12 protein-coding genes and 1 tRNA gene are annotated in these 13,635 nt (G+C 62.0%); 12 read left to right on the top strand and 1 reads right to left on the bottom strand.

Features of this window, described 5'->3' with window-relative positions; all coding sequences use genetic code 11:
* Window positions 1–3 precede the first annotated feature (3 nt).
* Genes KYT97_RS01845 through KYT97_RS01895 form a run of 11 tightly spaced genes read left to right on the top strand, consistent with a single transcriptional unit; the run spans window position 4 to window position 12,853 of the window.
* Complete coding sequence (locus KYT97_RS01845; RefSeq protein WP_116104028.1) at window positions 4–1,068, top strand: ABC transporter permease; 1,065 nt, start codon at window positions 4–6, stop codon at window positions 1,066–1,068.
* Window positions 1,065–1,979 (top strand): ABC transporter permease, encoded by a 915-nt coding sequence (locus KYT97_RS01850; protein WP_141485938.1) that lies wholly within the window; start codon window positions 1,065–1,067, stop codon window positions 1,977–1,979. Before KYT97_RS01845 ends, KYT97_RS01850 begins: the two co-directional genes overlap by 4 nt.
* A complete protein-coding gene (locus KYT97_RS01855) occupies window positions 1,976–3,592 on the top strand; it encodes a dipeptide ABC transporter ATP-binding protein (protein ID WP_219111636.1) in 1,617 nt (538 codons plus the stop codon). The genes KYT97_RS01850 and KYT97_RS01855 overlap by 4 nt, the downstream gene beginning before the upstream one ends.
* Window positions 3,589–4,839, top strand: coding sequence for an acyl-CoA dehydrogenase family protein (locus KYT97_RS01860; protein WP_116104032.1), 1,251 nt, complete (start codon window positions 3,589–3,591; stop codon window positions 4,837–4,839). The genes KYT97_RS01855 and KYT97_RS01860 overlap by 4 nt, the downstream gene beginning before the upstream one ends.
* On the top strand, window positions 4,836–6,080 hold the full coding sequence (locus KYT97_RS01865) for an LLM class flavin-dependent oxidoreductase (protein ID WP_219111637.1): 1,245 nt from the start codon (window positions 4,836–4,838) through the stop codon (window positions 6,078–6,080). The genes KYT97_RS01860 and KYT97_RS01865 overlap by 4 nt, the downstream gene beginning before the upstream one ends.
* Window positions 6,081–6,090: 10 nt before the next feature.
* Entirely contained in the window at window positions 6,091–7,011 is a 921-nt protein-coding gene (locus KYT97_RS01870) for an LLM class flavin-dependent oxidoreductase (protein ID WP_219111638.1), read from the top strand.
* Entirely contained in the window at window positions 7,008–8,246 is a 1,239-nt protein-coding gene (locus tag KYT97_RS01875; RefSeq protein ID WP_219111639.1) for an acyl-CoA dehydrogenase family protein, read from the top strand. Before KYT97_RS01870 ends, KYT97_RS01875 begins: the two co-directional genes overlap by 4 nt.
* Before the next feature lie 41 nt (window positions 8,247–8,287).
* On the top strand, window positions 8,288–9,319 hold the full coding sequence (locus tag KYT97_RS01880) for an aldo/keto reductase (RefSeq protein ID WP_219111640.1): 1,032 nt from the start codon (window positions 8,288–8,290) through the stop codon (window positions 9,317–9,319).
* A gap of 44 nt (window positions 9,320–9,363) precedes the next feature.
* Entirely contained in the window at window positions 9,364–10,395 is a 1,032-nt protein-coding gene (locus KYT97_RS01885) for an aldo/keto reductase (RefSeq protein ID WP_033234740.1), read from the top strand.
* 1 nt (window position 10,396) lies between these two features.
* Window positions 10,397–11,470, top strand: a complete 1,074-nt coding sequence (locus KYT97_RS01890) for an LLM class flavin-dependent oxidoreductase (protein ID WP_219111641.1) — start codon at window positions 10,397–10,399, stop codon at window positions 11,468–11,470.
* Between the two features lie 21 nt (window positions 11,471–11,491).
* Window positions 11,492–12,853, top strand: coding sequence for an NtaA/DmoA family FMN-dependent monooxygenase (locus tag KYT97_RS01895; RefSeq protein WP_219111642.1), 1,362 nt, complete (start codon window positions 11,492–11,494; stop codon window positions 12,851–12,853).
* 93 nt (window positions 12,854–12,946) lie between these two features.
* On the opposite strand, the gene KYT97_RS01900 is transcribed toward KYT97_RS01895, so the two are convergent.
* Window positions 12,947–13,020 (bottom strand) — tRNA-Cys (locus KYT97_RS01900).
* Window positions 13,021–13,254: 234 nt separating this feature from the next.
* Between KYT97_RS01900 and KYT97_RS01905 the strand changes: the two genes are divergently transcribed.
* Complete coding sequence (locus KYT97_RS01905; protein ID WP_033234737.1) at window positions 13,255–13,626, top strand: rhodanese-like domain-containing protein; 372 nt, start codon at window positions 13,255–13,257, stop codon at window positions 13,624–13,626.
* Window positions 13,627–13,635 lie beyond the last annotated feature (9 nt).

Consider the following 13,635-nt stretch of genomic DNA (forward strand, 5'->3'; position numbering starts at 1 on the left):
GGAATGCGCAATTACACCCTGAAGCGAATCGGGCAGTCGTTCTTGGTGATGTGGGCCGCCTACACTCTGTCCTTCTTTCTCCTCAGCGCATTGCCTGGGGACGCGGTGAACAACCGCATCCAGAACCCGGAGGCCCAACTGTCCCCGGAGTCCGCGCGGGCGCTGGTCGAGTACTACGGACTTGATCGGCCGTTGCTGGAGCAGTATGTCAGTGGTCTGGGTGGAATCCTGCGGGGAGACTTGGGGTATTCGCTCACCAATGGCACACCGGTGACCGGTCTCATCGGTGACGTCCTACCGAGCACGCTCCAACTTACCGGTCTGGCATTGGTTTTCGGCCTCGTCCTGGCAGCTGTCATCGCCGTGGTCGCGAACTATGCTCCGTGGGCGTCGGTGCGAAGTGTGGTTGGTTCGGTACCGGCGCTGTTCGGTTCGGTACCCACTTTTGTGGTGGGAATCCTTGTACTGCAATTCTTGTCGTTCAAGTTGCATGTGATTCCGTCGTCCGACGACGGTTCGTTCCTGGCACTACTGGCTCCGGCCGCGACATTGGCTATTCTCATCGCTGCACCGCTAGCGCAGGTGTTCAGCACCTCGATAACCACAACCCGCGACTTGCCATTTGTTCACGTACTGCATGCAAAGGGCGCTGGGGAGGGGTATGCCTTCCGCCGGGGCGTACTACGAAACTCTGCATTGCCGGTACTGACGCTTCTCGGACTTGCCTGCGGCGAACTGATCGCCGGATCTGTGGTGACCGAGGCAGTCTATGCTCGACCCGGACTCGGCCAGCTGACCGTGAATGCGGTCGGTACCCAGGATCTCCCGGTTCTCCAGGGAGTGGTGTTGGTTGCGGCTTTGGCATACGTGGCGGTCAACCTCGCGGTCGACCTGGCGTACCCGTACATCGACCCGCGGGTTCTTGTGGACGGGCAAAACTCACGCGTCACCGCTCGTAGAACCCGAACGAAGCTGGTACTTCCCGGATTCGGCGTCAAGGCAACTGGCGTCGCCCCTGTACCCGTTTCGGTTCAGCGCCGGCTGCCGGCGGAGGTGTCGATGCCATGACCGTCATCATCGACGACACAACGGCGCAGAATACGCCGCCGACGAGCGGTGCAGAGCCAGACGCAACTGCGTCGATCGTTCGAGAAACGGTGCGATGGGCTGCCCGGAACTGGGGTTTGGTGCTGTCGACCGCCATTTTTGTACTCGCGCTGCTGTGGGCGCTCCTGCCAGGGGTGTTCACCAGCTTTGATCCGATTGCCGTCGACAACGGCCGTAAGTTACTACCTCCGTCCGGCGAACACTGGTTTGGTACCGACCTTCTCGGTCGCGACATGTACGCACGTGTCGTCTACGGCGCACGGGCGTCGCTACTGGGCGCCAGCATGGCGGTCGCCGTCGCGGTGATCGTCGGTTCGGTGCTCGGCGCAGTTGCCGGTTGGTTCGGTGGGTTCGTCGACACCGTGGTGATGCGACTCATCGACGTTGTGCTGTCCGTCCCCGGTTTCTTGCTCGCTATCACGATCGTGGTGGTGTACACGGCAAAAGTGGGGCAGGCGGGCTTGATTCCCGCCGCGATTGCAGTGGGTCTGACCTCGGCGGCGACGTTCGCGCGATTGATCCGGTCCGAGGTACTCACCGTGCGGGCAAGTAACTACGTCGAGGCGGCGATCACCAGCGGCGCAACCACGTTCACGGTTCTGCGGCGCCACGTGGTTCCGAACTCGTTGGCGCCGACCGTATCGCTGATCGCCGTTCAACTCGGGATCGCCATCATCTGGATTGCCTCACTGAGCTTCCTCGGACTCGGTGCTCAGCCACCGAATCCTGAATGGGGACTGCTTGTTTCGGATGGGCGGCAGTTCATTGCCACTCGAGGATGGCTCACACTCTATCCCGCACTCACCATCATCGCGGTGGTTCTGGCGACCAACAACATCGCTCGTCACCTCACGACAAGGAGTTCGCGATGAGCCTGGATCCAGTCTTGTCCGTCAAAGGACTCACCGTTGGCTATCGGACGAATCGCACGCTTGCGCCAGTGGTGCACGATGTCAGCTTCGACGTCGGCCCCGGTCAGGTTCTGGCGCTGGTGGGGGAGTCGGGGTCGGGTAAGACCACCACCGGCCATGCGATCCTCGGCTTACTCCCCACGAACGGCGAAGTGATCTCGGGTTCGATCGTCTTCCGTGGTCAGGAGCTGACCGCGTTGAACCCCAAGGGGTGGCGCGAGATCCGTGGCCGGTCGGTGAGTCTGATTCCGCAGGACCCGACGGTGTCCCTCGATCCGGTCCGCCGGGTGGGGCATCAAGTCGAAGACGTGGTGCGTCTTCATACCGACCTCGGCGCGGATGCGCGGCGTGAGCGTGTTCACGAACTGTTCGCGCTCGTCGGTTTCGACGATGTCGAACGCCGATACGGGCAGTATCCGCACGAGTTGTCGGGGGGAATGCGGCAACGAGTGCTGGTTGCAGCCGCAGTGGCCGCGGAACCTGATCTGATCATCGCCGACGAACCCACGTCGGGACTCGATGCGACCGTGCAGAAACAGGTCCTCGATCTCATCGACAGCCTGCGGGCTCGATCGTCGACGAGCATGGTTCTGGTTACCCATGATCTTGGTGTTGCCGCAGACCGCTCCGATCTCATCGGAGTCATGCGCAACGGGCATCTGGTGGAAGTCGGACCGACAGCGGAGGTTCTCGCGAATCCACGGCATGCCTATACCCGGCATTTGTTGAACAGCGTGCCATCACGGTTTTCGGTGCGCGAGAATCGAGGCTCTGTGCTCGCGGCACGGAAGACGGTTATCGAGGTCGCGGACCTGCACAAGGATTACGGCGAAGTCCCTGCCGTGGACGGTATTTCGTTCCACGTTCGGCAAGGCGAGACTTTTTCGATCGTCGGCGAATCCGGTAGCGGAAAGTCGACCACTGCCCGAATTCTCGCGGGGTTGACCACTGCGACGTCCGGGCGCGCGTCCGTGCTTGGTTCGGACATCACTGCACTGAGCCGCTCGGAGTTTCGGCCACTGCGCCGTGACCTGCAAATCGTGTATCAAAACCCGTACTCGTCGTTCGATCCCCGGTTTACAGTCTTCGACGTAGTCGAAGAACCGCTGCGGTCTTTCCAGAAGGCGCACTGGGGACGACGCCGGGGAAACGTCGACCGCGTGGCGGCTGCGTTGGAAGCCGCGGCACTACCAGCTGACTTTGCGCGCCGTCATCCACGTGAACTGTCCGGTGGCCAACGCCAACGTGTGGCAATCGCCCGTGCGCTGGTGGTCGAACCGAAAGTTGTCGTGCTCGACGAGCCGATCTCGGCGCTGGACGTGTCTGTGGCCGCACAGATACTCGAACTCCTACAGCGCCTTCAACAAGAGCGCGGGCTCACTTACGTTTTCATCTCGCACGACTTATCTGTTGTTTCCGCAATCTCAGATCGAGTTGCGGTGATGCAGCGCGGACGCATTGTCGAACAAGGATCCGTGGAACAGGTCTTTTCGAATCCCACGGACGACTACACCGTCCGGTTGCTCGAGGCGATCGCCGGACGCGAACTCACCACTACCCGAGGAACCCCATGACTACTCGACCCGACACCCTCGATGCCGCTCTGATCCGGTTCAGGTCCATCTTCGGTGAACTGGCAAAAGGTGCCGGAGAACGTGATCTGTCCGGCGAACACCCGTATGAACTGGTACAGGAGCTTGCCGACGCCGGATTCGGCAAGCTGCGAGTCCCCCGCGAGTACGGCGGATTCGACGTCGATTTGCCGACCTTGTTCGCCCTGCTCGCGGAGGCCGGGCAAGCCGACGCCAACGTGCCGCAGATCTGGCGTGGGCACTTCACCACCACCGAGATTCTGCGGCTGGAAACCGATTCCGAGGTGAGGGGGTATTGGTTGACTACGGTCGCCGGTGGTGCGGTGTTCGGCAATGCGCAGTCGGAGCCGGCCGACCGTGTTGCCGGCCTTGATTCGGGCGGCGGATGGGGCACGATCACCACACGGGTCAGGCGCAGTGACGCGGGCGAGCGGGTTGTCTCCGGTACCAAGTTCTATTCGACAGGCTCCCGCTTCGCGGATTACATTCGGGCGGCGGTCGTGGACGGCGACGGGCACCGGGAGTTCGTGGTGCTCCCCGCCCGGCACCAGGGCGTTGAGCATGTCGACGACTGGGACGGTGTCGGACAACGCCAGACCGGTAGTGGTACAACAATTTTCACTGATGTCCCGGTGGAGTCCAACGGCGACATCGGCCGCTATACCGAATCTTTGCGTGGGCTGGACTCGTTCGTTCAGATCGTGCATCTGGCGAACCTGGTCGGGATTGCGCGCAGTGTCCTGGCTGAGACCATCGATATCGTCCGTAACCGAACCCGCACCAGTCGGCATGCCCTGACGCAAGATGCAGTCGCCGATCCGGACGTGCTCGGTGTTGTCGGAACTCTCTACTCCCGCACGCTGACGGCGGAAACTCTGCTCGGTCACGCCGCGCGTCGGTTGGACGAGGCGCATGCCACCGGTGACGAGGCGGTGTATTCCGACGCCTATATCCAGGCCTCTGCTGCGCAGGTAGCAGTCATCGACGCCGTTCTGGCAGCCGCCAGTGATGCGTTCAATGCGGGTGGTTCGTCCACAGCTCGTAGGCGAGCGCACCTGGATCGACATTGGCGCAACGCGCGCACGCTCGCGTCACACAATCCGGTCATCTACAAGCCGCGGGTGATCGGCGACTACTACGTCAACGGAAATGCGCCGGTATCAGGCTATTACGCCGATCGGCCGTCGGCAGCCAACGCTGCCGACCAGAGCGAAAGGGTTCAGCTGTGAGCGGGCAACTGCATCTGAACGTCAACATCCTCAATGCCGGTGTCTTCGGAGGCTCCTGGCGGTTCCCCGATACCGACGCGCTGGCGAGCTACACGATCGAGCACTACACAGCAATCGCCAAAAAGGCCGAGGCGGCCAAGCTCGACGCGGTTTTCCTCGCCGACGGTCCTCTACTGGACCCGAGTATCAGGCACCGATCCGGCAACAACCTGGAGCCCACAACAGTATTGGCGCGGGTGGCCGCACAGACCGAGAAGATCGGACTGATCGGGACACTGTCGAGTTCGTACAACGATCCGGAGGAAATCGCCAGGCGACTCGGAGACCTCGATTACGTCAGCGGTGGGCGATTCGGTTGGAACGTAGTGACAACGGCGGGGCCGGTCGCAGCGCGCAACTTCGGCCATACCGGCGAGCCGGAGCACGGTCTCCGCTATCGCCGAGCCGCGAGTGTGGTCGACCAGGTGGTCACCAAGTGGGGAGCGCGAACTGAACTCGTATCACCGCAAGGACGGCCTGTCATAGTGCAGGCAGGAGGCTCCAGTGACGGAATGCGGTTGGCCTCGCAGATCGGTGAAGTGATCTTCTCCGCGGAACAGGACCTGGACAAGGCGCGAGCATTTCGCACCGAGATCCGCGAAGGTGCAAGGAAGTTCGGTCGTTCGCCGGACGAGGTGGTCGTTCTTCCCGGGCTGTCGACAGTGTTGGGCAGCACGGAGGCGGAGGCTAGAGCGCGGCGCGAACTCCTCGACGAGTTGCTGCCCGATGCGTACGCCCGCGATCGGCTTGCCGGACAACTCGGATTCTCCCTGGACGGACTCGACGACAATGCGCCGATTCCTCCTGAGCTACTGAGAAATCCAGATCACGCCGGCGGATCTCAGACGTTCTACCGGGTTGTCCTCGGCATCATCGAGCGCGAGAATCCGACCCTGCGTCAACTGTTGAAGAAGCTGTCCGGAGGTGGCGGTCACCGCATAGTCGTCGGCACTCCGGAACAGATCGCCGACGACATCGAGCGGTGGTTCCGCCATGGCGCGGCCGACGGATTCAACGTGATGCCGGATGTATTGCCTTCGGGGTTCGACGATTTTGCCGACCATCTCGTGCCGGAGTTGCGCCGGCGAGGCCTGTTCCGCACCGATTACGAGGGGACCACTCTGCGTGATCACCTCGGGCTCGGTGTGCCTGGCGTCCCATACACCACCACAGACGAGTACCCGCTCGTGAGCGCGGAATGAGGAGAAACAGATGACCGTGTTCGTGGAGTTGGCGGTGGGTGAGTCGGCGGGACAAGTATCAGTCTCCGCCGCAGATGCAATCGCACGAGTTGCCCAGAGCGTGAACGCAAGTGGTATCAGACTTGTCGACGAGGTCGAGAGCCTGCGCACGATCGATCCTTCGATTGTCGGCAGCTACCTCGCTGGTCGGTACGGACACCTCGGGTACCTGATCGATGCGCGGACAACGCACAATGCGCCGTACAACCTGGCTCGGCGAGTGCTGTCGCTGGATCGTGCGACAGACGGCCGCGTGGGTGTTGTCCTCGCGCCGGGGGAGGGCGACGAGGTCAGCGATGCGACAACCCCAGACCCCCAGGCATCGGAGACATCCGAACGGTGGGTCGAGTATGCGGACATCGTCTCGCGGCTGTGGGAGTCGTTCCCGCGCGCGGCACTGCTCGGAGACCAGGAACGTGCCACCTTTGTCGACGACACGTTGATCGCACCGATCAATCACGAAGGTCGGTTCTATCGCGTGGCCGGACCGTTGGACGGACCGGCGTCGGTGCAAGGTCGCCCCGTGGTCGTGGCTGCCGATCCCGACGCTCTGGGATGGTCGCGGATCGCAGCGGTTGCGGACGTGGTCATCGTGGAGCGCAACAACATCGACGGGGCCGACGCTGCCCTGTCGGGCGCACTTCATTCCGTTGGACGCCGGCGATCCGATGTTGCGCTGCTGGCCCGGTTGACCGGTGGCGTCAGTGCGGTAGAACTCAAGCAGTGGGCGCCTGACAACGGTGTCGACGGATTTGTCCTCGCGACAAGTGGACGTGACGAAGCTGCGATTGTGGACCTTGTCAGGGACGTGGTGCCTCAACTTGCGGGACCGATAGGGCGCACGCTGCGTTCGACACTCGCGCTGCGTGAGAGCGCAGAGGTGTTTGCATGACCGCCGTACATGTGTCTCCGGCACCCGTACCGGAGCACGGCGTGGAGCGTCGGGAGGAATCTTTGACTGTCGCCGGGATCCGAGCAGCTGCCGCTCCGGTGTTGACCCGCCTCGGTGCCACTGCTCGGGCTCGCGAAGAGACACGGGACTATGCGTTCGATGATGTCCGTGAACTTGCCGATCTCGGAATTGCCCTTACCGGCATCGCCACTGCCGAAGGTGGCGGCGGAGGAACCGTCAGAGATGTCGTGGAGCTGGTCATCGACATTGCCCGTGCGGATTCCAATGTCGCGCAGGCGCTTCGGCCGACATTTTTGGCTGCGAACCAGGTTGCCAGTCGTGAGGACGTTCCGCTTCGGGAGATCAATCTGGAGCGTTTGCGTCAACGCGCGTTGTTCGTGGGTACCGGCAACGAGCGCAACGGCGGGGCGAGTGGAAGCGTATCCACCACAGCCCGGCGTCACGGTGATGGTTATGTCGTCAACGGACGAAAGTTCTATTCGACGGGCGCGTTGTACGCGACGTACTTCTCGTCACAAGCAGTCACCGAGGACGGCACCATCATCCGATTCACGGTGCCCGTTGATCGCGCGGGCGTAGACCGACGTGACGACTTCGACGCTATCGGCCAGCGACTGACACAGAGCGGTTCCACCTGGTTCAACGATGTGTGGGTCTCGGATGACGAGGTTGTCGTCGCGGAGGACTCGCGTCCGGACAATCCGTGGCAGGGCTCCTTCGCGCAGCTCTATCTCGCGGCGGTACAGGCGGGCATTGCGGCGCGCGCGCTCGATGATGCGGTGTGGTTCGTGCGGGAGCAGGCTCGTCCCATCAAGCACAGCTCGGCGACACAGAGCGTCGATGATCCGTACGTGCGGGCGACCGTCGGAGAACTCGGTGCGCGGGTACGGGCAGCACGTGCGGTGGTGTTGTCGGCTGCCGAAGAGCTCCAGAACTTGCGGGGATTGGCGGGCGAGGATGCGCGGCGGGCCGGCGCGAGCGCAGCCGTTGTCGTCGCCGAATCAGGCGTCATCGCGATCGAGTCTGCGCTTCGCGCTTCGGAATTGCTCTTCGATGTCGGTGGCGGTTCGATTACGAACCGCGAGTGGGGTTTCGACCGTCACTGGCGTAATGCCCGTACGGCTGCGAACCACAATCCGCGTCAGTGGAAAGCGGCAGTCGCCGGCGCCTATCACCTCACCGGGGAAGAGCCCCCTCTCACGGGGTTGTTCTGAAACAGATTTGTGCACAGCACCATTCATGTGAAAGGAAATCAATGACCATCGAGGTTGACCGTGTACTCGGCCGAACCGGTGTCCGGATCACTCCACTGACGCTCGGGACGATGAATTTCGGCCGCTGGCAAGAGGAAGGGGAGAGCCTTCGGATCATTTCGTCCGCTCTGGATCTTGGTGTCTCGGCTATCGACACCGCGGACGTGTACGCCCAGGGTGTTTCCGAGGAGATCGTCGGGAAAGCGCTCACCGGTCGGCGCGACGACGTGTTCCTCGCGACGAAGTTCCACGGCCAGATCGGGACAGACCCTCGTCACGCGGGCAATTCACGCCGCTGGATCACGCGGGCGGTCGAGGACAGCTTGCGCAGGCTGCGTACCGACTACATCGATCTCTATCAGGCGCATCGCCCGGATCCGGATACGAGCCTGCTCGAGACGTTGCAGTCACTCAACGACCTGATCCGTCAGGACAAGATCCGGTACTACGGAACCTCCGCGTTTCCGGCACATCTACAGGTCGAAGCCCATTGGCTTGCCGAGAAGTACGGTCTTGTCGCCCCTCACACCGAGCAGCTGCCTTACTCGCTGCTGGTGCGTGGCGTCGAGCGTGAGGTGTTCCCAGTGGTGAGGAAGTACGGCGTTGGCGTCCTCTCCTACGGCCCGCTTGCCGCCGGGTGGTTGTCCGGCAAGTATCGGTTGGGCGCGCAGCAACCGGAATCGGCTCGTGCCGAACTGATCCCGGGTCGCTTCGACGTGAGTGCCGAGCGCAACCAACGCAAACTGGTGGCAGCTGATGCACTTGCCCAGCTTGCGGAGGACAACGGACTCACACTTGTCGATCTGTCGATCGGATTTGCCCTCAATCATCCGGCGATCAGCAGTGTCATCATCGGCCCCCGAACGCAAGAACATCTCGAAGCGTATGTGAAGGCCGCGGCGGTGCAGCTGAGCGGTCAGATCCTGGATCGCATCGATGAGATCGTCGACCCGGGTACACAATTCTCCGAGCGAGACACCGGGCGAGACACTCCGTCGTTGACACCGGCCGAGCTTCGCCGCGACCACCGCTGACCTACTGAAAACTACCGAAAAACTACCGAAAGACATTCACACTCATGAGCTATGGCACTTTCGAAACCACCTACACTGCTGATGCCGAGCGCTACACCAAGATTCCGTACCGCAGAAGCGGTGCGTCGGGGCTCGACCTTCCCGCGTTCTCTTTCGGGCTGTGGCAGAAGTTCGGTACCGACTACGCGTTCGAGACGCAGCGGGAGATCATCCTGCACGCTTTCGACCTGGGGATCACCCATTTCGACAACGCGGACCGGTACGGCCCGCCGCACCGCGCCGCGCAACAGAACTTCGGAAGGGTTCTGGCGAAGGATCTGGCGTCCTACCGCGACGAGATCATCCTGTCGACGAAGGCAGGCAACGCGATCGGGCCCAGCCCGTATCTGAAGGGTGGATCCCGCAAGTCCTTGCTGGCCTCGCTCGATCACAGTCTGCGTGATTTCGGCACTGACTACGTCGACATTTTCTACAGCCACAGCCCAGACCTGTCGACTCCCATCGAAGAGACTGTCGGAGCCCTGGTGTCAGCTGTGCAGCAGGGCAAAGCGCTCTATGTCGGACTCTCGAACTATCTACCAGAGCGTGCGCACGAAGCCGCAGTGTTGCTCCGCGAGGCCGGCGTTCCGTTGCTCATTCACCAGCCGAGGTATTCGATCTTCGATCGGCGTATCGAGCAGAACGGATTGCTCGAACTGGCGCAAGAGGACGGCTTCGGGCTGATCGTGTATTCGCCGCTGGCTCAGGGTCTGCTCACGAACAAGTACCTCGAGACGATCCCCGCCGATGCCCGAGCAGTCAACAGCACCTTCCTCAGTCCCGATGTCCTCACCGACACCTATCGGCAGCGTGCATCCGAGCTCAACAAACTGGCGGAATCACGTGGACAGTCGTTGGCGCAGTTGGCGCTTCAGTGGGTCTTGCGGCAGCCAGCAGTCACGTCGGCGTTGGTGGGGGCCAGCTCGACGTGGCAGCTCGACCACAATCTGCAGGCACTGAGCTTCCCGGAGTTGACCGACGAGGAACTCGCCATCATCGAAGAGCACGGTGTTCACGGCACCGGGCTGAACCTCTGAGATGACGTCCGTCGCAGCGCCGATCGGTGCGGGCATCGAGGATGGACGACCGTTCCGGCTCAATTTCCTCCTCCATCTGGACCGGGATCTGTCACCAGCGCAGGCCTACCGCGAGGCGATCGAATTGTTCGTTGCCGCTGAGGAATTGGGATACGACTCCGGGTGGGTGATCCAGCGTCATTTCCGTCAGGGCAACGAACATATCTCCGCTCCGCTGGTCACGCTTGCGGCGATCGCCCAGCACACCAGCAGAATTCGTTTGGGCACCGGGGTATTGGTGCTTCCCCTCGAGGATCCGCTGAAGGTTGCCGAGGACGCTGCGACGCTTGACGTACTCAGTAATGGACGGTTGGAACTCGGTCTGGGTTCAGGGCCTTTCCCGGGGGCCTGGGAAGCGTTCGGGCGAGATCTCTCCGACAAACAGCGGTTGGTTGACGAGTCGATCGATCGACTGCACGGCGCACTCGAGGGGAAGTCTCTCAACAGTGCCGGGGAGGTCCTGTACCCACCTGGTCACGGCGTACGGGATCGATTGTGGCAGGCCACGACGAGTGAACCCACGCACGCTCACGATGCGGCCAGAGCAGCGGCTCTCGCCGGCGACGGCTTGCAGTTGTCCAGGGCCACAACGTTTCGGGGTGGGAGCGCGCGAGAGGCACAGGAACGACAGGCGGCGTGGATCGACAGCTACCGCGGCGCCTGGAATGACCCCGTGCGCTCGCCACGGGTACAGGTGTCGCGCGCGGTGTATCCACATCCGGATCGGGAAGCGGCAACACGATTGGTGACCCCGGGTGTGCAGCGTTGGCAGAGTTGGAGCACGTCGGGAAAACAGACCCGCAGCCAGAGCGTCGAGGAGTATCTCGCGGCTGACAACGCACTGATCGGACCCAGCGAGACACTGGCAACTGAACTTGCCGCCGACCCGGCACTGCGTGACATCACCGATTTGCTGGTGAGCTTTGTTCCCGGGGTGCCAGACCGGGATGAACATCTCCGATTGCTCGAAACCAGCGCCCGGGAGCTGGCCCCTTTGCTGGGCTGGCGATCGGCCGCTGCGTCCGTCCCTTCATAACCCGATTGTGAGACTTCTGCGATGACTGGATTGCACCTGAACTTGTCCCTCATGACGCCGGGTCATTTCCGGCACGCGTGGCGGTTACCGCACGCTGATCCACTGGCCTATCTCGATATCGATCATTTTGTGCGGCTCGCTCAGATCGCAGAAGCGGCCAAGATCGACGCCGTCTTCCTCGGCGATGGGCCGGCGTTGCGCGGCGAGATCGAGGAGGCACCTGGAACCGGAATCGATCCGCTGGTGCTACTCGGCCATCTGGCGGCGATCACCGAGAACCTTGGTGTCGTAATTACCAGTTCGACGACCTATAACTCGCCGTACAACTTGGCACGTCGATTTCAAGCACTCGACCATGTCACCAAGGGGCGTGCCGCCGTCAACATCGTGACCACCGGGACACCGGCGGCAGCTGCGAACTTCGGCCTGTCCGAGCACCCGGACAAAGAATCTCGTTATCGGAGGGCGTGGGAGTTTCTCGAGGTGGTGACTGGTCTGTGGGACAGCTGGGGCCCGGATTGGCTTGTCGCGGACAAGAAGTCAGGTCAATACGCGGACGTCTCCCAAATCCGCTCCAGCGACCATGTCGGGGAGTTCTTTTCGGTGGCCGGCCCGCTTCCTGTCCCGCCGGGGCCACAGGGTCGTCCGGTATTGGTGCAGGCAGGCGGGTCGGAAGGCGGGTTGAAACTGGCCGGAGATTTTGCCGACGTCGTATTCACGGTGGCACAGACGCAGTCGAAAGCGGTTGCCTTTCGAGATGACATCCGGCGTCGGGCCGTCGCTGCCGGTCGCGGGCCCGATGACGTGAAAATATCACTCGGAGTTGTTGTGCTGGTTGCGGCGACCGAGGAGCAGGCCCGAGCTCGAGAAAAGGAACTGTATGCGACATTGCCGATCGAACGATTGACTGCAGTTCTGCTTGCGAATCTGGGCTTACCCGAAGGCTCGTTCGGTCCCGACGACGTGATTTCCGAAGCCGACCTGCCGGGAACGATTCCGACAGGTGCGTTCTCGACCGGGTTCAGTGTGTCGACGCGCGCCTTGATTCACGAGGGTCCGCTCACGCCGCGTGAACTGGTGTCGCGTGGCGCAGGCGGTTCGGGGCATCGCCTTGTGGTGGGTTCGGCTGAGCAGGTTGCCGACGATCTGCAGGAGTGGTTCGAGGCCGGAACAGCGGATGGTTTCACCATCATGCCTGCGGATACTGCCGTCGACCTCGAGAACTTCGCAAACCTGGTTGTACCGATCCTGCAATCACGCGGTCTGTTCCAGCGTGAGTACACAGCACCAACTCTGCGAGAGAGATTTGGCCTGTCCTTCGGGGACCGTCGACGCCCGCAGTCGCATCGGTCCGGAACCGAGTTGGTTGCAGTCCCGGTGTAGACGGCGGACATCGCAACGAGCGCGTGATCTGTTGTTATCGCGGCAAATCTCAACCCGATGGGCACCGACTTCGAGGTCGGTGCCCATCGGTGATGGAGCGGATGGCAGGATTCGAACCCACGTGGACGGTTTTGCAGACCGCTGCCTCGCCTCTCGGCCACACCCGCGCTGGCAATCAATTATGTTTGTAGAAAACAGCATTCGCCAGAGTTGTGATCACGAAGAGTTGATCGGACTGAAGTGTCGAGTATCTTTGAGCCGCAACGAGTTAAAGCAAATCTAAACAATCCTCGTAGATCAGCTTGCTTGTTCTTCGGGCAACCGCTGTGCAGACTCGATTGCGTGCACGTGCATCTAACTGTGCATCTATTTTCCGTACCCGAGAACCATGAAGGACCACTATGTCGCCGCAGAACGAACCAGCGTTGGTCACTCCGGTAATCGCCGCAGCAGCAGTGGCCGGAGGGGCGTTGCTCATCGATGTGCGCAGCGCGAAGGGCCGCAACGAGAATGGCGCAATTCCAGGAGCCGTGGTCGTCGACCGCAATGACCTCGATGCCGAGTTCGGACTCGACTCGCCCGCCAAGCACTCGGAGGTGAACTCGCTCGATCAACCGATCGTCGTGGTGTGTGGCTCGATTGCCGGTTCCGCGCCGGTTGCCGAGGGGCTTCTTCAGCGCGGGTTCGTGAACGTGGTCCACGTCGACGGCGGTTTCCCGGCGTGGAAGGCGGCGGGTCTGACCGTTGCCGAACCTGTTTCGCCGCAGTCGTAATTCGTTTCT

The organism is Rhodococcus globerulus (assembly GCF_019334125.1).
Taxonomy (GTDB): Bacteria; Actinomycetota; Actinomycetes; order Mycobacteriales; family Mycobacteriaceae; genus Rhodococcus_F; species Rhodococcus_F globerula.